The following is a 21,544-nucleotide window of genomic DNA, read 5'->3' as shown; positions in this document are numbered from 1 at the left end:
GTGCGTCGCCGAAAACGTTCCGACGCCACCGCTCCATGGTGGTTCTGTCAGCCGGACTGGGTCGTATCGGCCGCCTCCGCGACTGCGAGGTATCCCGCGCCGCCGTCATAGGTTTCGACGAGTCGAACCCGGTCGAATTCGTCCCGCAGTAACGCCAGTGTATCGACGCTGCGTTGGTGATTGACCATCCACGCGATGAGCCGCTCGTAGAGAGGGTTTATCACACGCCCGGCGCCGTCCGTGAGCGGACGTGAATCCAAGACGACGAACCGACCGCCCGGCGCGAGTGCGTCACGAACGTTCTCGAGCGCGGCCGCGGGGTCGGGAACTGTGTGGAGCGCGAACGTCGTGACGATCGCGTCGAACGTACCGTCGGGCCCGCACGTGTTCGTGGCGTCGGCCTCGACGACGTGGACGTTCTCCCAGCCACGCTCCTCGACGAGGTCGATCGCCCACCGGGTCATCCCCGGACTGTAATCCAGTCCAACGACGGTCCCCGACGAACCGACCGCCTCGCGAAGAACCTCGAAGTTCGTTCCCGGTCCGCAGGCGAGATCGAGGACGGTCTCGCCCCGTTGGCAATCGAGAACGTCCATCGTCTCGTCTCGCATAGAGGCCGAAAGACGCATGAATCCGTCGTACAACCACTCGCGGTCACTCCACCAATCGTACAGTACCTGACCGCGGCCCCGGTCGCCTCTCGGTGGTTCCCGCGGCTGTGCGTCGGGCGTGACGATCGTACCACCGGCGGCCCGAAACGGATCGAGCACGTCCGCGTCGACGGTCCGATCGTCGGTCGCATCCGTAGTCGAAGACTTACCGTCCGGAGGGGCATCTGTCGCCGACGCCTCGACTCCACTCTCGCCTGTCTCTCGTCCTGGGTCCGACACCTCATCTGACGTCGATACGTTGCCTGCACCGCCATCGTTGCCCGCGTTCGCAGCGTTCATACACGGACCGTGCGCCTCCGGTCACCTCGTCCCTCTGGCGATTTGTTTCGCCCATTTATAAACAGAGTTATCACGGAGTGCGATCAACTGGATTTCGATGGGTAGATCGTCGCACCGTTAAGTGCCCTGCCTTCGAACGACCGTCGTGAAGTCGCTCAGAATCGCGATCGAACCCGACCCGGAAACGGTTGCACCCGAGTCGAACCTCGCGGTCGCGGCACCGGCGATCGATCGCCAGCTGATACTCGGCGGATTCGTCCACGACAGTGTGGAATCGACCATCTCCTACGTGGACGGAGATCCCGACGCCGTTGCGGAGATTCTCCGGGAGTCGACGGGGGTCGAAACCTACGAAATTACCCGGTCTACCGGCGGCTGTTATCTCTACCAACAGCAAGGACTCACCGAATCGGCGCTGGACCTGTTCGAGGCGTTCTTCAGAGAGTCGATCGTCGTCCTCACGCCGTACGAACTCCGGGCGGACGGGTCGATCCGCATGACCGTCGTCGGTGACGGGGCGAAAGTACAGGCCGTCATCGAGGAGTTTCCCGACGAGGTTACCGTAGAGATCGTTCGCGTCGGTGATTCCGTCGGTGGGCCGGCGAGCGAACTCTCGGCACGCCAGCGCGAAGCAGTCTCCGTCGCCTGGGACTGTGGCTACTACGAGGTCCCCCGCGAGACGGGGATCGAACGCGTCGCAGCCGAACTCGACTGTGCGATTTCGACCGCCTCCGATCTCATTCGACGAGCCGAGTCACGTCTCGTCGCGAATGCCCTCGACGTACGACGGTAACTGAAAACCGGAACGGTGGGCCTCGATGGCGACGGATCAGGACAGAGCCACGTCGATCGCCTGCTCGAGATCGGCGAGCTGATCGTCGACGTGTTCGATACCGACGCTGACGCGAATCAACCCATCGGTCAGCCCGGCTGCGATGCGCTCGTCGCGGGGGACTGCGGCGTGGGTCATCGGTGCCGGCTGTTCGATGAGGCTCTCGACGCCGCCGAGACTCTCCGCGAGCGTGAACACCTCGGTGTTCGAGACGACGGCACCCGCCTCGTCCATCGTGGCATCGAGTTCGAAACTCAGCATGCCACCGAAGTCGTCCATCTGTTGGGCAGCGAGATCGTGACCCGGGTGGGACTCGAGTCCGGGATAGTGGACGCGTTCGACGTCGGCGTGATCGTCGAGCCAGGACGCGATCCGACGGGCGTTCTCGCAGTGGCGGTCCATCCTGACCGGGAGCGTCTTCGTTCCACGGAGCACGAGGAAGCTCTCGAACGGACCGGGCGTGGCCCCGACGGCATTCTGGTAGAAGCCGAAGCGCTCGTCCAGGTCTGAATCGTTCGTCAACAGCGCACCGCCGACGACGTCCGAGTGGCCGCTGAGGTACTTGGTGAGCGAGTGCGAGACGACGTCGGCGCCCAGATCGAGCGGGCGCTGGAGGTACGGGGTCGCGAACGTGTTGTCGATCGCGCAGATCGCGTCGTGGTCGTGTGCGATCGCGGACGCACCCTCGATGTCGACGATGGACATGAGTGGATTCGTCGGCGTCTCGAGCCAGAGCAGTTCCGTGTTCTCCCGGAAGCCAGCCTCGATGGCCTCGAGATCGGTCATGTCGACGAAGGTGAACTCGATATCGTACTCCTCGTAGACCTGCGTGAAGATCCGGTGGGTTCCGCCGTAGACGTCGTTGCCGGTGACGACGTGATCTCCCGCCGAGAGGGTGTTCAGGACGGTGTTGATCGCCCCCATCCCGCTCGCAAAACACCGCCCGTTGTCGGCGTTCTCGAGGCTGGCGAGATTGGCTTCGAGATCGCTGCGCGTCGGGTTCCCGGTCCGCGAGTACTCGTAGCCGCGATGGTCGCCCGGCGCGTCCTGTTCGTACGTCGAGTTGGCGTGAATCGGCGTCATCAACGCCCCGGTCTCTGCATCTGGCTCCTGGCCGGCGTGGATCGATCGGGTCTCGAATCGGTACTGGTCGTCCATGTCCGGAACGACGTGTTCGATACCCCTTACTGTTATCGTCTCCGGAACGACCCACAGGCATGGCCAACCAGTATCAGCCACCAGACAGACACGAATACCCCCGATTCACCACTGCATCTGTGGCGACCGGTGGCCGATCGACGCCTGCGGAACGTGCCTTTTATAACTATGACGGGGCAACAGGTCCGTACGACTATGCCCAAATCGAACGGACCTCGGCAGGGAACGCGGAACAAACTCCGTAACAAGCCCCGGGAGCGAGGCACGTCGCCGCCGCAGCGAGCGATTCAGGACTACGACGAGGGCCAGAAGGTCCACCTGAAGATCGATCCGAGCGTCACGAACGGACGCTTTCACCCACGATTCGACGGCCGAACCGGTGAGGTCGTCGGGACGCAGGGCGACGCGTTCAAAGTACGCGTCTCCGACGGTGGCTCGTCGAAGACGCTCATCGTCACGGCCGCTCACCTTCGCGCACAGAACGAATGACGATCTTCAAAGAGATCGTCGACGAGGAGTATCTCACGATCTCTGAGACCAAAGAACTCCTCGCCGACATCGAGACCGAACGGGCGCTCGACGAGGACCGCGAGCTTCGCTACGAACTCGCCCGTGCGATCGAGCACGCCAACCGGTTCGCCGTACTCGAACCCGAGGAGTCGCTCGAACTCGTCGACGAACTCAACGAGCTCGAGAAGATCGACGAACCGACGGCGTACAAGATCACGAACTTGCTGCCCAGAGATCGCAGCGAACTCAGAGCCGTCTTCGCGCAGGAGCGATACTCGCTCTCTGGCGACGAACTCGACGAGATCCTCGATATCATCGCGAAGTACGCCTGATCGATCGCGCAGTCGATTCCGTCGATCCACGGACTCGGTCGAGGCGAGCGCCACTCACTCGATCGATCCGCATCCGGCCACGGGCACGTTCTTCGGGACCGACCCAGTGGACGAGAGGTGGCCGATTGTTTAAGTGTCCGCTAGACGTATCCCCATGGTGATGAGTGAATCCGATCGTGATGAGTCGACGGAGCGGCACGCGGTGGTGCTGGACTATCTGGCCCACGGGCACTCCACTGGCGGGCGGCGACAGTACGACCGCTCACCAACCGGATACGCCCTCGACGTGGACGATTTTGGGCTCTACGAGGTCGCTTTCGACGAAGACGAGCGCCTGACTATCGGAACGCGGGTGGTCATCGAGCCGCCGGAAGCACGGACGGTGGTCGAAGACGCCTGGCCAGTCGAGTACGACGCGCTCTCCTCCGGAGCACACTCCGAACTCGAGTACGTGATCCAGGACCTGATCGACGAGAACGAGGAGCGATTCGTCGACTTCTACAACGAGGCACAGCCGATCACCCTCAGGCTGCACCAGCTCAATCTGCTGCCGGGGATCGGGAAGAAACTCAGAAACGCCATCCTCGAAGAACGAAAACGCAAGCCCTTCGAGAGCTTCGACGAGCTATCGGAGCGTGTCTCCGGATTGCACGATCCCGACGAGATCCTCGTCGAGCGAATCCTGGAGGAGCTTCGAGACGACGATCTGAAGTACCGGACGTTCGTCGGGCGCGAAGCCGAATCCAAAAACTGAGGTTTTTCGCGGGTAACTCGATCTACCCGGTGTCAGTCGCCAACTGGAACGGTGCGTTTACCCACGTCCCCCGAGTATCGTCGACCGATGAGAGATCCGGACGACTTGCTGGCCAGAGCCGGGGTCCGTGGTAATCCCGATCGTGACCAGCACTTCCTCGTCGACGACCGCGTCCTCGACCGACTACCGACGTATCTCGACGCGGTCGATTCGATCGATGGTGACGACGGTCCGACCGAAGGGGGCCCGCTCGCCGATGCTCACCTCCTCGAAATCGGACCGGGAACGGGCGCGCTGACGGACCGATTGTTGGCGACCGGCGCGACCGTCACCGCGATCGAGCGCGATCGGAAACTCGCCGGCTTTCTGCGCCGGGAGTTCGACGAGGCGATCGAAGCGGGACGGCTGACGGTGATCGAAGGCGACGCGCTCGACGTGGCGCTCCCCGACGTGACCGCGTCCGTCTCGAACCTTCCCTATAGCGCGTCGAGCGACCTCACCTTTCGGCTCCTCCCACGAGGGATCGAACTGGTATTGATGTTCCAGCGAGAGTTTGCAGAGCGCATGATCGCCGAGCCAGGAACGTCCGACTATGGGCGACTCTCCGTCTCTACCCAGCACTACGCAGCCGTCGAGATCGTCGAGACGGTCCCTCCCGAGGCGTTCTCGCCACCACCGGCCGTCGAGAGTGCGATCGTTCGAACGGAGCCGCGGGCACCGCCGTACGAGGTAGCCGACGAGACGTTCTTCCTCAGGTTCGTGAAGGCGCTGTTCACGCAGCGACGCAAGACCGTCCGAAACGGCATTCGAAACACCGCCCACATCTCCGGACTGGACGACCCAGCGGCCGTCGTCGACGCGACACCGGAGGAGTTGCTGGCGAAACGCCCAGACGCCGTGACGCCGACGGAGTTCGCCGAGCTGGCAACGATCGCCGAGTCAGTAAACGACGACTGACGTCGCTGGGTGGCAGTCTCTACCCACCACTCGGTCGACTACCGACGACTTATCAGGGGGTACCTGCATACATCACTCGAACACGATGGAGGCTTCGATCACCACGTTCGATCAGCTGGGGACGATCTTCGAGACGACGCCACAGCGGCTGGTGGTTACCGTCGTCGTCTCGCTGGTCTTTGCGTACGGGTTGCGTGTCGGAAAGCGGGCACTCACCCGGCTCGACGACTACGTCCGGCCGGTGTACCGCGACCTCGTCGGCACGGTGGTCTTCTTGCTCGGTGCTGGCCTCGCAGGGGGCATCCTGATCGGCACCTGGCAATCGACCCAGCAGTTCGTGACGCTCGTAAAGAGCTTCGACCTGGGTACCGACACGATCGCACAGCTGATCGTGTCGGTGGTCCTGATCATGACGGCCGTGATCGGGACCCGATTTCTCAGGCGGCTTATTCGCAACATCCTCGGGTCGGCCTCCTCGGTCTCGGAACACCAGAAGGAAGTCACCTACCGACTGACCCAGGTGATCATCTACTCGCTGGCTGGCATTACCGTCCTCGGAATCTGGGTCGAAGATCTCGGCGCGATTCTGGTCGGAGCGGGCTTCCTGGGTATCGTGCTCGGTATGGCCGCCCAGCAAACTCTGGGAGCGCTCCTCGCAGGCTTCGTGCTGATGTTCTCTCGCCCCTTCGAAATCGGCGACTGGGTGGTAGTCGACGAGCGACACGATGGCGTCGTCACCGACATCTCGATCTTCGATACCCGTCTCAGAACCGTCGACGGCGAGTACATCGTCCTCCCCAACGACGTCGTCGGCTCGGCCGCGGTCACGAATCGATCTCACGCCGGGCGCCTTCGGCTCGAAGTCGAAGTCGGCGTCGATTACGGCTCGGACGTCGAACGAGCGGCCGAACTGGCACGGGAGATCACCGAATCGGTCGACATCGTTCTCGACGCCCCCAGACCGCGCGTCGCGACCAAGGAACTGGGCGATTCCTCGGTCGTCCTCGGCGTCCGGTTCTGGATCGACCGGCCGCGCGCCCGGCGAGCGATGGAGGCCCAGACCGGCGTGACGAACGCGATCAAGGCCGGGTTCGACGACGCCGGCATCAAGATTCCCTTCCCGCAACGCGAACTCTCCGGCGCGGTCGAACCACCGGCCGGTGGCGGTGCGGTCGACGACGAAGCGATGGTCGGGTACGACGAGCCAGCGGGTGACGCCGATCAGCAATCCACAGCGACGGAGGAAGCAGATCCAGCCACGAGCGACGACGCCGGTGATCGCTGATGGACCTGGCCGAACGACGAGGAATGGAGACCGACGTCTACCAGCCAGCGACGGACTCACGTCTTCTGGCCGAGGCCGCCATCGATCGGCTCTCGGATCGACCAACCGGTCGCGTGCTCGAGGTTGGGACGGGCTCCGGGTACGTCGCAGGACAGGTACGATCGGCACTGGAGTGGGACGTGGTCGCCTCCGATCTGAATCCAAACGCCTGCCTGGAGGCACGCGACCGTGGCCTCGACGTCGTGCGTGGAGACCTCGTCGAGCCGTTCGGCGCCGAGCGGTTCGACGCCGTCGTGTTCAATCCGCCGTACCTACCGACGGATCCGTCGGTCGAACGTGACGACTGGATGGAGGTCGCGCTCTCCGGTGGCCCCTCCGGACGGGCAGTCGTCGAGCCGTTCCTCGAAACGGTCCGCCGCGTGCTGAGGCCGGACGGTGTCGTGTTACTCCTCGTCAGCAGTCTCACGGGAATGTCGGACGTCACGGAACTGGCAGGTGACGCGGGATTCAGTGCGATCGCCGTCACCACCGAGTCGTTCCCCTACGAATCGCTGACCGTTCTCGAACTCATTCAGTGAGGTGTGCCGTCGTTCACGATCTCGTGAGACCAGCGGAGCTGGTGTGACTCACCCGTCAGCGGCCCAATAGCCAGTTCCAACGAATACAATATCAGTCGGTCCTCGGAGCGGTCTGAACACCCAGTCGCTCGGCCCAGCAGGACAGGAGAATTACTGCAGAGCATGCAAACATATGGTAAATATTAAACAGCGGCATAGCGTAGTGCCCGGTACACATGACAGACTACGTCTCGACCGTGACCGGTCTCGCCCCGTTGCCCGACTGGGCGAAAGACGAACTCTCTGAACTCAAGGGCCACCAGAAACACGACCTGATCGACGGGACGGAGGGATCGGAGATACGAAGCCGGTACGACGAGGCCCGTACCGAGGTGATCGACCACCAGCAGTCGGTCGGACTCGATCGGATCGTCGAGGGCCAGCTCCGGTGGGACGACATGCTCGCCCACCCCCTCCCCCTGGCCGACGCGGTCGAGACGAGGGGCATCGTTCGGTACTTCGACAACAACAATTTCTACCGGGAACCGGTCATCACGGACGGACTGGAGGCGTCCGGTGACCTCGCGACCGAGTTCGAACCGTTCGCCGACGCGGTCGACGCCGAACGGCGACAGGTCGTCCTTCCGGGTCCCCACACGCTCGCCGAACTCGCGACGGACGAATACTACGGGGACGACGCTTCATTGCTCGCCGGCGTAACTGATCTGCTCGTCGACGAACTCGACTCGCTCGACGCGTTCGAAACGCTCCTCCTGCTCGACCCCTCGCTGGCCACGGACCCACCGGGTGACGGCCACGACGAACGCGTGAGTCAGGCGATCGATCGACTCGCCGGCGCGACCGACGCCGACGTCATCGTCCACAGTTACTGGAGCCCACTGGAGGAGAAGACCTACGCGCACCTGCTCGACGCCGACATCGACGCAGTGGGCTTCGACTTCGTCACCGAACAGGACCAGAACCTCTACAACTTGCAGGAGTACGGCTGTACCGACGACATCTTCCTGGGACTGATCGACGGCCAGAATACGCTCGTCGAGGAACCGGACGCCATTCGCGAGCGAGTCGACTGGGTGTTCGATCGGCTCCCCGTCGCCGACTTCGAAACTGCGTACCTCGCACCGAACACGGAGACGTTCTACCTGCCCTACAGTACGTACGAGGCGAAACTCGAGACACTTGCCGAGGCGGCGACCCTCGCGGAGGTGCGTGCCGCATGAGCGACACCAAAGCGCAGTTCCGACCCGAGGACCACGACGCCGAGCACTTCATCATGACGACCGTCGTCGGGAGCTATCCCAAGCCGAAGTGGCTCAACCGGGCCAGGGAACTCGCCGCGGACGACGAGGCCGCCTTCGACGAGGCGTACCTGCAGGAAGCGGAGGACGACGCCGCCCGCCTGATCACCCGAGAACACGAACGGGCCGGCCTCGACGTCGTCGTCGACGGGGAGATGCGGCGCAACGAGATGGTCGAGTACTTCGCCCACCGGATCGAGGGCTACGAGTTCAACGGGCCCGTCAAAGTCTGGGGCCACAACTACTTCGACAAGCCCTCGGTCGTCGACGAAGTCGAGTACGACGAGCAGTGGCTCGTCGAGGAGTACGAGTTCACCGCGTCGATCGCCGAGCGACCGGTCAAAGTGCCGATCACCGGTCCGTACACGCTGGCGAACTGGTCGTTCAACGAGGCCTACGAAGACGACGAAGCGTTGACCTACGACCTCGCGGACCTCGTCAACGAGGAGATCGAGAAGCTCGTCGACGCCGGCGCACGGTACATCCAGATCGACGAACCCGCACTGGCGACCACGCCCGACGATCACGCGATCGTCGGCCAAGCGCTCGAACGGATCGTCGCCAACGTCCCTGACGATGTCCGTATCGGTCTCCACGTCTGCTACGGCGACTACTCGCGCATCTACCCCGAGATACTCGAGTTCCCCGTCGACGAGTTCGACCTCGAACTCGCCAACGGCGACTACGAACAGCTCGACGTGTTCAAAGATCCGGCATTTACCGCAGACCTCGCCCTCGGCGTGACCGACGCACACGTCGCCGACGTCGAATCCGTCGCTCAGATCGAACGTAACATCGAGAACGGACTCGAGGTCGTCCCCCCCGAACAACTCGTCGTCTCGCCCGACTGCGGCGTGAAGCTACTCCCTCGAGATGTCGCATACGGGAAGCTCGAGAACATGGTGACCGCAGCCCGAAACGTCGAGGAGAAACTCGACGACGGCGAGCTCGACGCTGTGGTCGAGCAGGCATCACCAGCGGACGACTGACACGGCAACTCGGTTCTCGATCGGTCACGTGGCACCGACGAACGTGCTGAGAAACGGCACTCGGCGGAAAATACGATTACTCCAGGTCGACGGTTCCGTCACTATTGACGGTAACAGTGTAGCCTTCGTACTCGAACGTCACCGAGCCTGACGTTCGTCGCTTCCCGTCGTGCGTAGGGGCGAAGACTGCATCGAGGGCGTCGGGATCGACGACGGTGTACAGCGGTTCGAACGCTGGCGGTTCGAGATCCGTTACGTCGACTCCTTCGCGGTCGGCGACGGCTTCGACGACGGCGTGGCTCACCGAACCGTCGGATGCGTCCGAACGACGCTGGGAAAGTCCCATACCAGAATCCATTCCAGACGATTGCATAAGTTTGGTGGCCCGAATAATCACGGAATCTGACAGCTAACGCGAGAAACCCACGCCTATCCGTTGGTCCGTCTATCACACAATTTTAAGAGAGTTGAAAGTGTCTTCCCGACAGCGACCGGCTGTGGACGGCGCAGGTACTCTCACCGACACAGGCGGCCACCACAACACATGACGACGAGAACGTTACACCTCCCGGTCTCGGCACCGGACCGCGTCGAATCGTTCGTCGAGTACGCGACGCTCGGAGAGTCGGTCGGCTACGAACACGTGTGGCTCCCCGAAACCTGGGGTCGCGACGCCGTCTCCGTCCTCACACGGATCGCGACCGAGACCAGCGACATCGGGTTCGGGCCGAGCGTCCTGAACGTCTACTCGCGTTCACCCGCACTGGTTGGCCAGACGGCAGCGAGTCTCCAGGAACTCTCGGACGGTCGACTGCGCGTCGCGGTTGGCCCGAGCGGGCAGGCGGTGATCGAGGGCTGGCACGGCGAGTCGTTCGATCGACCGCTCCGGCGAACCCGTGAGTTCATGGACGTGGTCAGGGCGGTTCTCTCGGGCGAGGTCGTCAACTACGCCGGCGATATCTTCTCACTCGGCGGCTTTCGACTCCGCTGTGACCCACCCGAGGCGACCGTCCCGATCGAAGCAGCCGGAATGGGACCAAAATCGGTCGAACTCGCTGGTCGATTCGCCGATGGCTGGCACGCAACCGTGTTCACGCCGCACGGATTTCGTGACCGGCTCGAGGATCTCGAACGTGGGATCGACCTCGGCGACCGGTCACGCGACGACGTGACGGCGACGCTCTCACTCACGGCGGCCGTCCACGACGACGGCGATCTCGCCCGGCAGCGCTGTCGGAATCACCTGGCGTTCTACGTCGGGGCGATGGGAACGTACTACCGCGAGTCTCTCGCGCGACAGGGATACGAAGACGAGGCGATGGAGATCGCCGCCGCAGTCGCGAACGACGAACACGAACGGGTCCACGAGATCGTCGACGACGAGATGCTCGCCGACCTCGCGATTGCAGGAACCCCCGAAGAGGCGCACGAACAACTGGCAACGTGGGAGGCGATCGATGGCCTCGACGAACTCGCGATCAGTTTCCCGCGTGGGGCGACCCACGAGGAAGTACTCACGACGATCGACGCACTCGGTCCAGAGGCCTGATTTTCTAGCGATTCGATTCTGCCAGTCCCGCGAGTCCGAACAGCGAGTACCGCCAGTGCGATCAGGACGACCGCCGGCCGGCGACGGCGTCGACGACCGTCCTGAATCCTGGGCTCGTTCGATACCAGCGCCACGAGCCGACGAGAACTGAGACGAGCCCGATCCCGAGAAAGACGACGAGCCCGATCGTGTACGCGGTCGCGCCATCACCGCTCGCGGCGGCGATCGACGCGGGATCGTCGCCGAGTACGAAGACAGCCCCTGCATACCAGAGCGTCGCGATCACGGAGACGACGTACAGTGCCGCCCCGAACCCGTCGTTGCGTACCCAGAGCAACACCAGTCCGAGGAGTGGCCCACCGACACCGACTCCGGCGAGAAAGGCGGTCTGATCGGTCGAAACGGAGACACCCCCGGCGTACGCGCCGATCGCAACGAGGCTGCCGGCGACCAGGTACGCGACGAACGAGGCCGTGACGACGAGTCGATTGTCCACGGTGGTCGTCTCTGCTTTTCCATCTTAACTGTTGCTGCCAGATTCACGGGAGCGTGGCCGGGCACGGGGGTTCGTGACGCGACGAAACTGGTCACTTCGGCCTGCGCCGGTCGAGCGGATCTTGCCAGCGAACGTGTGGGTGGCGAAGAGTTCTGCGGGGAGAGCCTTTCGCTTACTCGATCGGAAGGGCGTCGGTGTCGATCGTCTCGCGGCGGCCGTCGAGGACGTCGAAATGGTCGCCCCGCCGCCGCTCGAGCCAGTACAGGAGCCGCTCGGCCCACGCGAGCTTCCTGGCTTTCACCGAATCGACGCTCGGATCGTCGAACGCCCAGCCGACGAAGACGAGTTCGTCGGCACCGAACGAATCCGCCAGAAACGCCGCTCGGTCCCCGTCCGTGAAGCCGCCCACGTTGACGACGTGACCACGTGGACGGACCTGCGTCGTCGGGAGGATCGATCCTTGCGGGCACGCTGGCACGACGTCGTCGATCGCGTCGACGTTGTCGCCGTGTGCGTGGACGGCGACCGGCGTCGAGCGGGTGGCGAGTTCGATCACAGTGTCCGGATTCTTGTCGAGATCCGTCACCATCCAGTCGACGGTGACACCGTTTTCCTCGAGGACGTCGACGGCTGTCGACGCCGCGACGACGGAATCAGCCGAACTCGCGCGCTCGATGGCCACCTCCGTTGCCAGCGAGGGGGCGGCGCCGGCGACCGCGACCGTCGTGCCAGGATCGATGCCGTTGCGGCGATCCTGGAACGGGCTCGATCGATCGAGGAGTCGGTCACGCGCCCGTTCGTCGGCGCGACGATCGTACCCGAAGTCGCTTCGAATGGCCTCGTAGACTGGCTCCCACTCGTCGAACTCGACGGTCATGGCTGGCGCTCACCAGGTAGCTGCGCAATAAATGAACGCGTTGAGCCGGGTACGCCTCCAAGTACCCCTACCCGAGAGGGTTCCCGGCTTCCATCCGGTCTTTCAAATGCCTCCGGTATAAGCTTTCTCTTAGCTACGGCACTCGTGTGTGTGAAAAACACACATGGTAGACAGGGGACGTCGCGTCGCCTCGAGCAGGTCCAGCAACCCGAGTTCATCGGCGAACCCGACCGAATCGGTCGCCGATCAACGCCGCGTCCCGGGTGGCGGCGACGTCGTGCGTACGGATGACGTCCGCACCACGATCGACAGCGAGCGCCGTCGCACCGAGGCTCACCGGTAATCGCTCGTCGGTCTCCCGGTCGACGACGTCACCGAGGAAGTTCTTGCGATTGATCGAGACGAGAACGGGACGATCGAGCGCCCGGAACTCACCGAGGCGGTCGAACGTCGCCTGATCGTCGGCGATCGTCTTTTGCTCGCTCCAGCCACCGAACGCGGGATCGACGATCGTCTTGTCGGTGAGCGGCGTCGCTTCGAGGGCGGCCAGGAGTTTGTCGACGTAGGTCGCCTCGGCGGCCCACTCGGGTGACTTCCTGTCGGCCCAGTCGATCGCCGATACGGCCCCCGGTCGTTCCAGATCTGGTGGGCTCGCCATCTTGACGACCGCCGCGTCCCGGGCCGCACAGACCGAGGGCATGGCTTCGTCGGCGAATCCACAGATGCCGTTGACCATGTCGAATCCACGATCGAGTGCCTCCGCCGCGACTGCCCCGTACCGGGTCTCGATCGAGAAGACGGCGTCGCCGGAGACGCGGTCGATCGTCTCGATCGCGACGTCTAAGCGTTCGAGTTCCTCCTCGGCGGTGAGGACATCGAAGCGCTTGTTCGCCGATTCGAGGCCGATGTCGACGATATCTGCCCCCTCGCCGATCAGCTCCTCGTCGACGTACCTGGCAGCCTCGGCAGGGTCGTCGTAGACGCTCGGATCGTACGGCGACTCTTCGCTGACGTTCAACACGCCCATGATCCGAGGCGGGTACCCGTCGCCGATCCCGAGGCCCGCCGCATCCACGCTGTGCATACCTGTTCTGTGCAAGCGAGCCAGTTAGGGGTCGCGGTTTCGGCGATTTACTCGGAAACGGGGCGCAGACGCGTCACTTTTGCCACCGTGGCCGTTTTCATCCGGTATGCACCCGAATTGTGGATTCGAACGAACGGCCTCTCCTGCGGGACGATGACCACGGAAACGCCCACTCACGTCGACCCCGCTGGCCCACCAGCCGTCGCCGTCGTCGACGCACAGACGCCCGGAAACGTCGGGACGATCGCCCGCGGCATGAAGAACTTCGGCTTCAGCGACCTCCTCCTCGTCGACCCGCCCGAACTCGACCCGGACGGAGAGGCGTACGGCTTCGCCGGACACGCCCGCGAAGACGTCCTCCCGAACGCGACTGAGATCACGTTCGACGAACTCGTCGAGACCTACCACACCGTCGGCTGTACGGCGGTCACCAACGAGGACGATCGCGGACACGTCCGGTACCCGTTCACGACGCCGGCAGCGCTGGCCGACCGCCTCTCGTCGGTGGCCGCGCCGACCGTCGTCGTCTTCGGCCGCGAAGGCGTCGGGCTCACGAACGACGAACTCGCCCGGATGGACGAGATCTGCGCCATCCCTGCGAACCCCGAGTATCCGGTCCTCAATCTCGGCCAGGCCGCCACCATCACCCTCTACGAACTCCAGAACCTGACGCTGGAGGAGACGCAGCTTCCCGACGTCGAGCGAACTCGTGCCCCCGAACCATTACTCGAACGGTGTTTCGACGCGTGGACAGGCCTCCTGCGTGAGATCAACCATCCGGAACCGAAGCGGGCGAAAGCCGACCGAATGTTCCGCCGGCTCGTCGGTCGTGCGGATCCGACCGAAGGTGAAGCGAACACGCTTCTGGGCATCCTCAAACGGGCCAGAGACAGACCGGATCGGACGGACGAGACGAACTGAGCGACCAACGACGGGAACTTACACTCGGCCCGCAGCGGGAACTGCTCCCGGCCGAACTTACGACGAGCGCTTGCCGATCTCTTCTCGCAGAATCTCGCTCACCTGATCGCCGTCGGCCTGCCCGCGAAGGGCACCCATGCACTCGCCCATGAGGCCGGAGAACGCCTGCATCCCCTCCGCGTCGACCTGCTCGGCGTTTCGCTCGACGACCTCGACGACAGCCTCTCTGACCGCGTCCTCGTCGGCACCGCCCAGTTCCTCGGCGTCGACAGCCGCGACCGCCGTCCGGTCCGGGTCGGCGGCGAGCGCAGTGAGCAGTTCCGGGACCGCCTCGTTGGGGATCTCCCCCTCATCCGCCAGTGCGAGCGTGTCAGCGAGATGGTCGTCGGTGAGGGCTTCGACGGCGACGTCGTCACGGCGCAGTTCGGTCAGCGTCGACTCGAGGGTGCTCGCCGCGAGCGTGGGGTCGACGCCATCCGTCGTCACTGAGCCGTCGTCCGTCTCGACGCCGTCCTCGACGACTGATTCGAATAGCGGCATGTGCGTGCCGTAGGCGACCTGTTCGGCCAGACCAGCGTCGAGCTCGTGTTCGGCCTGGTAGCGTTCGACCTTCGCCGTGAGCAGTTCCGGGACCGGAACGTCGCTCGGATCGGGTTCGACCGGCGGGACGTCCGTCTCGGGGTACATCCGCGCGGCACCGGGGAGGGGACGGAGGTAGCGCGTCGTACCGTCCTCGTTCGCCCCGCGGGTCTCCTCGGGGACGCCCGAGATGGCGGTTTCGGCGCGCGCCGCGGCGGCCTCGATGGCACCCGGTGCGACGTCCTGCGCTGCGGCGACGAGTGCGACGGCGTCGTCCGCGTCGGCGTCGACCGCCGCTCTGAGTGACGCGACTTCGGCTTCGGTCACACCGTAGGCCGGCAGCTCGTCGGTGTGGAAGATGCCGCCCGCGCCGTGGCGCTTCGCGTGATCGGACAGTTCGGTGCCGAGTCGGCGATCGGGGGCGATCTCGCGGCCGACGAGCCCGTCGAAGCCGACGAGTCGTACCGCATACACGGCGCCGCCGTCGTTCAGCGCACCGGCGATCACGCCGCTGTCGGTGTCCTCGAAGACGCCAGTGACGTCCATCGGCTCGCCGACGGCCGCGTCACGTTCGTCGAGTTCGGCCGCGATGTCGACGAGTTCCACCTGTCGCTTGGCCTCGTTACGTACGATGTCGTCGATGTCGTCCAGACTCTGGACGCCCTTGATCTCGACACGAGCACCGGCCTCGATGGAGACGTTGACGTCCTGGCGGATCGTCCCCAGCCCGCGTTTGACCTTCCCGGTCGAGCGCAGCAGCATTCCGATTCGTTCGGCCGCCTCGCGGGTCTGTTCGGGCGTCCACAGGTCCGGCTTCGTCCCGATCTCGACAAGCGGGATCCCCAGCCGATCGAGACTATAGCGAACGCCGTCTTCAGTCTCGGCGACACGCTGGGCGCTCTCCTCTTCTATCATCAGGTCCTCGATACCGACCGGCCCCGCCTCGGTCTCGATCTCTCCCCCGGTCGCGACGAGCGCCGATCGCTGAAAGCCCGCCGTGTTCGACCCGTCGACGACGAGCTTTCGCATGACGTGGGCCTGATCCACCGGATCCATATCGAGCAGCTGGGCGATCTCGAGGACCGTCTCCAGCGCCTCGTCGTCGAGCCGGCGCGGCGGTTCGTCGTCCTCCTCGACGAGACAGGTCGAGTCGTACGAGAGGTACTCGAACTCCCGATCGACCCGGCTCTCTTCCAGTGCGGCCTGATCGATCTCGCCGAGCTCGCTGCGTGTCGGGTGGAGATAGCGAGTAAACGTTCGCGTCGCCTCCTCGGGATCACGAAGCGTCGTCGGGCACGAACAGAACAGCTTCGAGTCGGTGTCGAGTTGCTGGTGAATCTCGAGACCAGCGACCAGACCGAGATCTGCGTAGTCGTCTGCGTCCATTAGGCGAGAATGGGTGCCGCCGGGGTAAAAAACCGTTCAGTTTCCGCGCCCGTGTGAGAGGCTGGTTCGGCGTGCGTGAGTGATCGTCCTTTCGACTCTCGCTTGAGGGGTGAGATGGGCCCAACCGAGTTTGGTCAATACCTGGGCGTTATTCTTGGCCCAGAATCCCGCGCTCGGCCATCTTCCGCGGGTCGAGCACCTCGTCGGCCTCGTCTTCGTCGAGGTAGCCCTTCTCGAGGACGACCTCGCGGACCGTCTTGTCCTCTTTGAGTGCCGTCTTGGCGACCTCGCTGGCTTTGTCGTAGCCGATGTGGACGTTGAGCGAGGTGGCCATCGCCATCGACTCCTCGACGCGTTCGGCGCAATACTCCTCGTTCGCTTCCAGCTTGCTGACGAATCGGTCGGCGAACACCTGGCTGGCGTTCGAGATGAGTTCCGCCGACTGCAGGAAGTTGTGGGCGAGGACGGGCTTGTAGAGGTTGAGGTCGATCTGGCCCTCGGCGGCACCGGCGGCGACGGCGGCGTCGTTACCGACGACCTGCTTGTGGACCTGGTTGACCGCCTCGGCGACGACGGGGTTGATCTTGCCGGGCATGATCGAGGAGCCGGGCTGGTTCTCGGGTTGCTCGATCTCACCGAGGCCGTTGCGGGGTCCCGACGCGAGCAGCCGCAGGTCGTTGGCAATCTTGTTGAGCGAACCGGCGACGACGCGAAGCGCGCCGTGGGCCTCGCTCATCGCGTCGTGGGCCGCCTGCGCCTCGAAGTGGTTGTCAGCTTCGCGGAACTGGACGCCGGTCTCCTTCGTGATGTACTCGGCGGCGCGCCCCGGGAAGTCGGGGTGCGTGTTGAGGCCCGTTCCGGTCGCGGTGCCGCCGAGGGCGAGTTCCGAAAGGTGATCGCGGACGGCGTCGACGCGCCCGAGTCCCTTCTCGATCTGGGTGCGGTACCCGCCGAACTCCTGTCCGAGCGTCACCGGCGTCGCGTCCTGGAGGTGCGTGCGGCCCGTCTTGACGACGTCGTCGAACTCCTCGGCTTTCGCCTCTAAGGCCTCGCGGAGCTGGTCGAGCGCCGGGATGACGTCCTTCTCGACGGCCTCGAGGGCGGCGACGTGCATCGCGGTCGGGATGACGTCGTTCGAGGACTGCCCGTAGTTGACGTGGTCGTTCGGATGGACTACCCGGTCGCCGATCTCGGCGCCCATGAGCTCGGCCGCGCGATTTGCGATGACCTCGTTCGCGTTCATGTTCGACGAAGTGCCCGAGCCCGTCTGGAAGATGTCGACCGGGAACTGATCGTCGTGTTCGCCGGCGATGACCTCGTCGGCAGCCTCGACGATGGCTTCCGCGACGTCTTCGTCGATTAGGTCCAGATCCCGGTTGGCCTGGGCCGCCGCCTTCTTCACCACACCGAGTGCGCGCACGAAGCGTCGGCCGAACCGGATCCCCGAGATGGGGAAGTTCTCCACGGCCCGCTGGGTCTGGGCGCCCCAGTAGGCGTCGGCCGGTACCTGCATCTCGCCGAGACTGTCTGCCTCCGTTCGGAACTCGTCTGGCATACCTCGGCGTTGTCCGTGCGCGGGGTAAAAGTCACCGAAACCCGCCGCAAGCGCATCTCCGGGGCCGACGGCTGAACGACGCCAGTACACCGTCACCCGCGGGTATCAGTCCGATCGATCCGTACGAAGGGTTAGAGGGAATCGCTCGACAGCGACGCGTCGTCACGGGCTAGCGACGCCTGCAGTCTGTCTCGCCCCGTTTCGGTGACGTCGCGCGCGATCGGCAGGTCGACGTCGTATATCGTCGGGTTCGACCAGGCGAACGTCCGGGAACTCGCCGTGTCGACGACGACCGAGGCGAGGCCCAGTCGACGCTGAAAGATCGATCGTCGCGTCGAGATGGTCTGGATCCGGTAGTAGGGAATCACCGTCGTCTTGCGCGACCAGAACCCCTCGCGGATGATCAGGTGCTCGTCGCCGACGGCGTAGCCGAGGTTCGCCCACCTGAGGTGTGCCGCCGGCGGCACGGCCAGATAGGTCACCAGCCCGACGTACCAGGCGTCGAACGCAGTCACGAGAGCCAGTCCATAGAGCGCGCCGACGACAACCGTCGCGACGAGCGTGTACCTGACGAGGTACCGACGTCTGGCGACCGTCGTCGGACGATCGAACGTCGGCGGTTCGACACTGGTGAGGCGTTCGGCGAACCCGTGTGCCCGCGGTCGTTTCGCGAACGGAACGGCGGACTGACTTCCACTGTCGCTGTCGGGCCCGTACCCGGCCGTTTCGACCACCAGTCCAGCGTAGCCGAGCAGGCGCTGGATCGGGTTGTCCGTGATCGTCACGGACTGGACCTTCCCGAGCGGAATGCTCCCGCTGTAGCGTTGCAGGAGGCCACGCTCGTAGACGAGATCGTTTCCGGCCCTGCCAAGGCGGAAGCCGTAGTACGAGGCGAACGTGTACGCGATACTTAACGCGTAGGTCACGACGACGGCGTGGAGCACGGAGATCGTTCCGAGGAGGATGCCACGCGACGAACCGGCCACGTCGGAAGGCGCCTGCTGTGTTACGCTGTCGGTCACCGCAACCAGGTAGTCGACGATGAAGTCGGTCCCGAATAGGGTGAGGAAACCGAGCGCCGCCACGGCGGCTGGGCGAAACGACGCGAACGAATACAGGATGAGCTCCCGCATCTCGAGTTCGAACAGCTGTTTTGGCCGGCCCAGTGAGCGGTCCGTGGGTTCGGCCGCAGTGCCCATCCCAGTTGCGTCAGGGTCGGCCGCCGCCTCCGACGGGCGTCGAGCACCGGCTCCGTCGATACCGGAGTGTTCCCCGTCCGTCGATACCTCACCGAGACGGTCGCCCGCCGGTTCGTCACCGAATCGCTCACCAGCCGTTGGTCTCCCCTCTCGCCGCCTGCGAGCGGCTCGATCGGACGACATCGTCAGTCGACGAATCTCGCGCTGGAGGCGGTCGGCTTCGCCGTCGTCGACGAAATCGAGCGTCGCTTCGCTCGCCCCGCCGCCTGCAGTCTCGATCGTGACGACGGCGATGCCGAGGATCCGGGAGACGACCCCCTGTCTGATGTCGACGTTCTGGACCCGACCGAGCGGGATTTCGCGATCCCGGCGGGAGAGAACGCCGGACGCAATGTCGAACGTGTCGTCTGTCAGTTCGTACTCGAACCGGTAGTAGTAGGCCACGCCGTAGGCAGTACCGACGAGAAAGCCGAGTGCCGAAAGAGCGAACGCCCAGCTGATATCGACGGCAGCGACGAACCCAGAGGAGATCGAGACCAAGAAGAACAGCATCGAACCCCCGACGAACCCGCGCTGGAGGGCGGTCGTGACGGCGCTCAGGGGATGGAGACGGTTCGTGCTCATACGGCGTCTGCGGCCTCACTTTCGACGGCGAGTTCGCGCAGCGTGTCCTGAAGCTCCCGGGCCCGATCAGGCGTCAGTCCCGGAATGCGAACGTCGGCGTTGCGCGAGCCGGCGGTGTAGACGACCACGCTCGAGAGGCCGAGCGCACGTTCGATCGGACCGAACTGGGTGTCGACGTGCTGGACTCGAACGTACGGGACCGCCGTCTCGACGAACGTGATGACGCCCCGTTCTAAGTACAACGCGTCGGTCTGGAGTTCGAACGCCCAGCGAGCGTAGAGAACGATCGCGTGGACGACGCCGAGCACGGCGGCGATCGAGACGACTGCGAATAGCCCGACCATCGGCAGCGAACGGAGCCAGGAATCGACGGCGAGAAGAACGAATCCGAGCACAGCCGCCCCGAGAAGGGCCCGTGCGATCCAGACCAGTCGGATGCGCGGGTGGAGCGTTTCCATACACGGAGTCGGGACACGCAGATTGTAAACGTACCGGTCATCACCGTTTCCGCTCGGATGAACCGTCTCAGCCTCGCCCAGTTTCGGTTGGGAGCCGATCGTCACAAATTGCCACAGTAGCCAGTGGCCACAGTAGCCTGTGGTGTAACACGACACCGAACTGAGTGTGTCCGATCGATACCGCCCTCGTCGGGAGGGAGTTACTCCGCGTGCTCGGCGGGCGTGTACGTCGAGAGTTCGAGTGCGTGAATGTCGGTCGTCATGTGATCACCGAGGGCGTCGTAGACGAGCTGGTGTTGGTCGACGAGCGACTCGCCCTCGAAGGCCGGCGACACCACGGTCGCCGCCAGGTGATCGTCGTCGTGTTCCCCGCGTGCCCGATGGACGTCCGCCTCGGCGTCGGGGAGTGCATCCTCGATCAACTGCTGAACGGCTTCGGGTTCCATACTCGGTCACTGCAGGTGACGCGCCAAAAGCCGCGCGGTCCGGTCCCGTACACGTGAGGGGGACAGCCAGCCAGTAGTCGAATCTGACTGCCGGACACCTGTTCGGCCGGCGTCCACGTATATCAGGGCCTTTATGCGATCTGCCTCCCCCAACTCCGGCATGTCACTCGCGGCAGCCACACGGGATGCGGTCGACGAGTATCCGTTCCTCGTCGACGCACTACGCGCGGGAATCTGTAATTACACCGCCGCCGCGCGTTTTCTGGACGTCGACGGCGAGGTCGACGCCGTCGCGACGGCACTGCGACGCTACGGGGAAGCCCTCACGGAGTACGAGACGGCCTCACGAGACGTTCGCGTCACGATGGAGAGTGGAATCGAACCGGTCGAAGAGCCGGACGCGGCGCTTTTGCAGGTCGGTGAGATCGCACTCGGCCCCGGACGCGGCGACCAAACGGCGATCGTCGCCACCGGCGAGATCGACGCTTCGGGGGTCGCCGGCGCGATGGCCCGCTGCCGGGTCGACGGAATCGACCTGGACGCCGTCTCGTTCGTCGCTGGATCGACGGCTGCGTTCGTCGTTTCACGACGGGACGGCGCCAACGCCCTCAGAGGGATCGAGAACTCGTTCGACGCTGTCCCGGGGGACGCCGAGTAGGGAGTCGAACTCGCTGGCCGATTCCGTTCCACCTGCGTTCGGGGTGCATCCAACGCTTTATCACTCACC

22 protein-coding genes and 1 pseudogene are annotated in these 21,544 nt (G+C 64.4%); 12 read left to right on the top strand and 11 right to left on the bottom strand.

What is annotated here, in order from left to right; translation table 11 throughout:
• Positions 1 to 47: 47 nt before the first annotated feature.
• Positions 48 to 950 carry a class I SAM-dependent methyltransferase gene (locus HALRU_RS06725; RefSeq protein ID WP_015300649.1) on the bottom strand — a complete coding sequence of 301 codons (903 nt, stop codon included), beginning with the start codon at positions 948 to 950 and terminating at the stop codon, positions 48 to 50.
• Positions 951 to 1,095: 145 nt separating this feature from the next.
• On the opposite strand from HALRU_RS06725, the gene HALRU_RS06720 reads away from it, so the two are divergent.
• Entirely contained in the window at positions 1,096 to 1,743 is a 648-nt protein-coding gene (locus HALRU_RS06720) for a helix-turn-helix domain-containing protein (protein WP_148680458.1), read from the top strand.
• Positions 1,744 to 1,779: 36 nt separating this feature from the next.
• Here HALRU_RS06720 and HALRU_RS06715 read toward each other — a convergent pair whose 3' ends face one another.
• Positions 1,780 to 2,940: a cystathionine gamma-synthase gene (locus tag HALRU_RS06715; protein WP_015300647.1), complete on the bottom strand. Its 1,161-nt coding sequence runs from the start codon at positions 2,938 to 2,940 to the stop codon at positions 1,780 to 1,782.
• A 195-nt stretch (positions 2,941 to 3,135) separates the two neighbouring features.
• Between HALRU_RS06715 and HALRU_RS06710 the strand changes: the two genes are divergently transcribed.
• From HALRU_RS06710 to HALRU_RS06675, 8 genes are all read left to right on the top strand, one after another.
• The gene (locus HALRU_RS06710; RefSeq protein ID WP_015300646.1) at positions 3,136 to 3,429 is read left to right on the top strand and encodes a 50S ribosomal protein L21e; all 294 of its coding nucleotides are present in this window, start codon (positions 3,136 to 3,138) and stop codon (positions 3,427 to 3,429) included.
• A complete protein-coding gene (locus tag HALRU_RS06705; RefSeq protein WP_015300645.1) occupies positions 3,426 to 3,782 on the top strand; it encodes an RNA polymerase Rpb4 family protein in 357 nt (118 codons plus the stop codon). The genes HALRU_RS06710 and HALRU_RS06705 overlap by 4 nt, the downstream gene beginning before the upstream one ends.
• Before the next feature lie 160 nt (positions 3,783 to 3,942).
• Complete coding sequence (locus HALRU_RS06700) at positions 3,943 to 4,536, top strand: DUF655 domain-containing protein (protein WP_148680457.1); 594 nt, start codon at positions 3,943 to 3,945, stop codon at positions 4,534 to 4,536.
• An 87-nt stretch (positions 4,537 to 4,623) separates the two neighbouring features.
• Positions 4,624 to 5,493 (top strand): 16S ribosomal RNA methyltransferase A, encoded by an 870-nt coding sequence (locus tag HALRU_RS06695; RefSeq protein WP_015300643.1) that lies wholly within the window; start codon positions 4,624 to 4,626, stop codon positions 5,491 to 5,493.
• Positions 5,494 to 5,578: 85 nt separating this feature from the next.
• Positions 5,579 to 6,778 (top strand): mechanosensitive ion channel family protein, encoded by a 1,200-nt coding sequence (locus tag HALRU_RS06690; RefSeq protein ID WP_015300642.1) that lies wholly within the window; start codon positions 5,579 to 5,581, stop codon positions 6,776 to 6,778.
• Positions 6,778 to 7,356, top strand: coding sequence for a HemK2/MTQ2 family protein methyltransferase (locus tag HALRU_RS06685; RefSeq protein ID WP_015300641.1), 579 nt, complete (start codon positions 6,778 to 6,780; stop codon positions 7,354 to 7,356). Before HALRU_RS06690 ends, HALRU_RS06685 begins: the two co-directional genes overlap by 1 nt.
• Positions 7,357 to 7,571: 215 nt before the next feature.
• Positions 7,572 to 8,576 carry a methionine synthase II (cobalamin-independent) gene (locus HALRU_RS06680; RefSeq protein ID WP_015300640.1) on the top strand — a complete coding sequence of 335 codons (1,005 nt, stop codon included), beginning with the start codon at positions 7,572 to 7,574 and terminating at the stop codon, positions 8,574 to 8,576.
• On the top strand, positions 8,573 to 9,643 hold the full coding sequence (locus HALRU_RS06675) for a methionine synthase (protein ID WP_015300639.1): 1,071 nt from the start codon (positions 8,573 to 8,575) through the stop codon (positions 9,641 to 9,643). Before HALRU_RS06680 ends, HALRU_RS06675 begins: the two co-directional genes overlap by 4 nt.
• 76 nt (positions 9,644 to 9,719) lie before the next feature.
• On the opposite strand, the gene HALRU_RS06670 is transcribed toward HALRU_RS06675, so the two are convergent.
• Positions 9,720 to 9,989 carry a HalOD1 output domain-containing protein gene (locus tag HALRU_RS06670; protein ID WP_015300638.1) on the bottom strand — a complete coding sequence of 90 codons (270 nt, stop codon included), beginning with the start codon at positions 9,987 to 9,989 and terminating at the stop codon, positions 9,720 to 9,722.
• A 198-nt stretch (positions 9,990 to 10,187) separates the two neighbouring features.
• Between HALRU_RS06670 and HALRU_RS06665 the strand changes: the two genes are divergently transcribed.
• Positions 10,188 to 11,192: a TIGR04024 family LLM class F420-dependent oxidoreductase gene (locus HALRU_RS06665; protein WP_015300637.1), complete on the top strand. Its 1,005-nt coding sequence runs from the start codon at positions 10,188 to 10,190 to the stop codon at positions 11,190 to 11,192.
• A 61-nt stretch (positions 11,193 to 11,253) separates the two neighbouring features.
• Here HALRU_RS06665 and HALRU_RS06660 read toward each other — a convergent pair whose 3' ends face one another.
• The 3 genes and pseudogenes from HALRU_RS06660 to HALRU_RS06650 all read right to left on the bottom strand — a co-directional run.
• Entirely contained in the window at positions 11,254 to 11,688 is a 435-nt protein-coding gene (locus HALRU_RS06660) for a hypothetical protein (RefSeq protein WP_015300636.1), read from the bottom strand.
• Positions 11,689 to 11,860: 172 nt separating this feature from the next.
• Complete coding sequence (locus HALRU_RS06655) at positions 11,861 to 12,565, bottom strand: 6-hydroxymethylpterin diphosphokinase MptE-like protein (RefSeq protein ID WP_015300635.1); 705 nt, start codon at positions 12,563 to 12,565, stop codon at positions 11,861 to 11,863.
• A gap of 232 nt (positions 12,566 to 12,797) precedes the next feature.
• A pseudogene (locus HALRU_RS06650) lies at positions 12,798 to 13,649 on the bottom strand (dihydropteroate synthase); the annotation flags it as partial.
• Between the two features lie 153 nt (positions 13,650 to 13,802).
• On the opposite strand from HALRU_RS06650, the gene HALRU_RS06645 reads away from it, so the two are divergent.
• A complete protein-coding gene (locus HALRU_RS06645) occupies positions 13,803 to 14,570 on the top strand; it encodes an RNA methyltransferase (RefSeq protein WP_015300633.1) in 768 nt (255 codons plus the stop codon).
• Between the two features lie 57 nt (positions 14,571 to 14,627).
• On the opposite strand, the gene gatE is transcribed toward HALRU_RS06645, so the two are convergent.
• The 5 genes from gatE to HALRU_RS06620 form a co-directional block, all read right to left on the bottom strand.
• On the bottom strand, positions 14,628 to 16,535 hold the full coding sequence (gene gatE, locus HALRU_RS06640) for a Glu-tRNA(Gln) amidotransferase subunit GatE (RefSeq protein WP_015300632.1): 1,908 nt from the start codon (positions 16,533 to 16,535) through the stop codon (positions 14,628 to 14,630).
• A gap of 148 nt (positions 16,536 to 16,683) precedes the next feature.
• A complete protein-coding gene (locus HALRU_RS06635; RefSeq protein WP_015300631.1) occupies positions 16,684 to 18,090 on the bottom strand; it encodes a class II fumarate hydratase in 1,407 nt (468 codons plus the stop codon).
• Between the two features lie 131 nt (positions 18,091 to 18,221).
• Positions 18,222 to 19,913 carry a PH domain-containing protein gene (locus HALRU_RS06630; protein ID WP_015300630.1) on the bottom strand — a complete coding sequence of 564 codons (1,692 nt, stop codon included), beginning with the start codon at positions 19,911 to 19,913 and terminating at the stop codon, positions 18,222 to 18,224.
• Positions 19,910 to 20,371 carry a PH domain-containing protein gene (locus HALRU_RS06625; RefSeq protein ID WP_015300629.1) on the bottom strand — a complete coding sequence of 154 codons (462 nt, stop codon included), beginning with the start codon at positions 20,369 to 20,371 and terminating at the stop codon, positions 19,910 to 19,912. The genes HALRU_RS06630 and HALRU_RS06625 overlap by 4 nt, the downstream gene beginning before the upstream one ends.
• Before the next feature lie 200 nt (positions 20,372 to 20,571).
• On the bottom strand, positions 20,572 to 20,817 hold the full coding sequence (locus HALRU_RS06620) for a BolA family protein (RefSeq protein WP_015300628.1): 246 nt from the start codon (positions 20,815 to 20,817) through the stop codon (positions 20,572 to 20,574).
• 160 nt (positions 20,818 to 20,977) lie between these two features.
• Here HALRU_RS06620 and HALRU_RS06615 point away from each other — a divergent pair, with 160 nt between their 5' ends.
• Positions 20,978 to 21,475, top strand: coding sequence for a DUF7523 family protein (locus HALRU_RS06615; protein ID WP_015300627.1), 498 nt, complete (start codon positions 20,978 to 20,980; stop codon positions 21,473 to 21,475).
• Positions 21,476 to 21,544 lie beyond the last annotated feature (69 nt).

Source organism: Halovivax ruber XH-70 (genome assembly GCF_000328525.1).
Taxonomy (GTDB): Archaea; Halobacteriota; Halobacteria; order Halobacteriales; family Natrialbaceae; genus Halovivax; species Halovivax ruber.
This window is presented reverse-complemented; position numbering and strand designations above follow the sequence as displayed.

Excerpts from the sequence above, each read along its gene's own strand:
- HALRU_RS06725 (WP_015300649.1), bottom strand. The coding sequence starts at position 950 with ATGAACGCTGCGAACGCGGGCAACGATGGCGGTGCAGGCAACGTATCG.
- HALRU_RS06715 (WP_015300647.1), bottom strand. The coding sequence starts at position 2,940 with ATGGACGACCAGTACCGATTCGAGACCCGATCGATCCACGCCGGCCAG.
- HALRU_RS06710 (WP_015300646.1), top strand. The coding sequence starts at position 3,136 with ATGCCCAAATCGAACGGACCTCGGCAGGGAACGCGGAACAAACTCCGT.
- HALRU_RS06705 (WP_015300645.1), top strand. The coding sequence starts at position 3,426 with ATGACGATCTTCAAAGAGATCGTCGACGAGGAGTATCTCACGATCTCT.
- HALRU_RS06700 (WP_148680457.1), top strand. The coding sequence starts at position 3,943 with ATGAGTGAATCCGATCGTGATGAGTCGACGGAGCGGCACGCGGTGGTG.
- HALRU_RS06695 (WP_015300643.1), top strand. The coding sequence starts at position 4,624 with ATGAGAGATCCGGACGACTTGCTGGCCAGAGCCGGGGTCCGTGGTAAT.
- HALRU_RS06690 (WP_015300642.1), top strand. The coding sequence starts at position 5,579 with ATGGAGGCTTCGATCACCACGTTCGATCAGCTGGGGACGATCTTCGAG.
- HALRU_RS06685 (WP_015300641.1), top strand. The coding sequence starts at position 6,778 with ATGGACCTGGCCGAACGACGAGGAATGGAGACCGACGTCTACCAGCCA.
- HALRU_RS06680 (WP_015300640.1), top strand. The coding sequence starts at position 7,572 with ATGACAGACTACGTCTCGACCGTGACCGGTCTCGCCCCGTTGCCCGAC.
- HALRU_RS06675 (WP_015300639.1), top strand. The coding sequence starts at position 8,573 with ATGAGCGACACCAAAGCGCAGTTCCGACCCGAGGACCACGACGCCGAG.
- HALRU_RS06670 (WP_015300638.1), bottom strand. The coding sequence starts at position 9,989 with ATGGGACTTTCCCAGCGTCGTTCGGACGCATCCGACGGTTCGGTGAGC.
- HALRU_RS06665 (WP_015300637.1), top strand. The coding sequence starts at position 10,188 with ATGACGACGAGAACGTTACACCTCCCGGTCTCGGCACCGGACCGCGTC.
- HALRU_RS06655 (WP_015300635.1), bottom strand. The coding sequence starts at position 12,565 with ATGACCGTCGAGTTCGACGAGTGGGAGCCAGTCTACGAGGCCATTCGA.
- HALRU_RS06645 (WP_015300633.1), top strand. The coding sequence starts at position 13,803 with ATGACCACGGAAACGCCCACTCACGTCGACCCCGCTGGCCCACCAGCC.
- gatE (WP_015300632.1), bottom strand. The coding sequence starts at position 16,535 with ATGGACGCAGACGACTACGCAGATCTCGGTCTGGTCGCTGGTCTCGAG.
- HALRU_RS06635 (WP_015300631.1), bottom strand. The coding sequence starts at position 18,090 with ATGCCAGACGAGTTCCGAACGGAGGCAGACAGTCTCGGCGAGATGCAG.
- HALRU_RS06630 (WP_015300630.1), bottom strand. The coding sequence starts at position 19,913 with ATGAGCACGAACCGTCTCCATCCCCTGAGCGCCGTCACGACCGCCCTC.
- HALRU_RS06625 (WP_015300629.1), bottom strand. The coding sequence starts at position 20,371 with ATGGAAACGCTCCACCCGCGCATCCGACTGGTCTGGATCGCACGGGCC.
- HALRU_RS06620 (WP_015300628.1), bottom strand. The coding sequence starts at position 20,817 with ATGGAACCCGAAGCCGTTCAGCAGTTGATCGAGGATGCACTCCCCGAC.
- HALRU_RS06615 (WP_015300627.1), top strand. The coding sequence starts at position 20,978 with ATGTCACTCGCGGCAGCCACACGGGATGCGGTCGACGAGTATCCGTTC.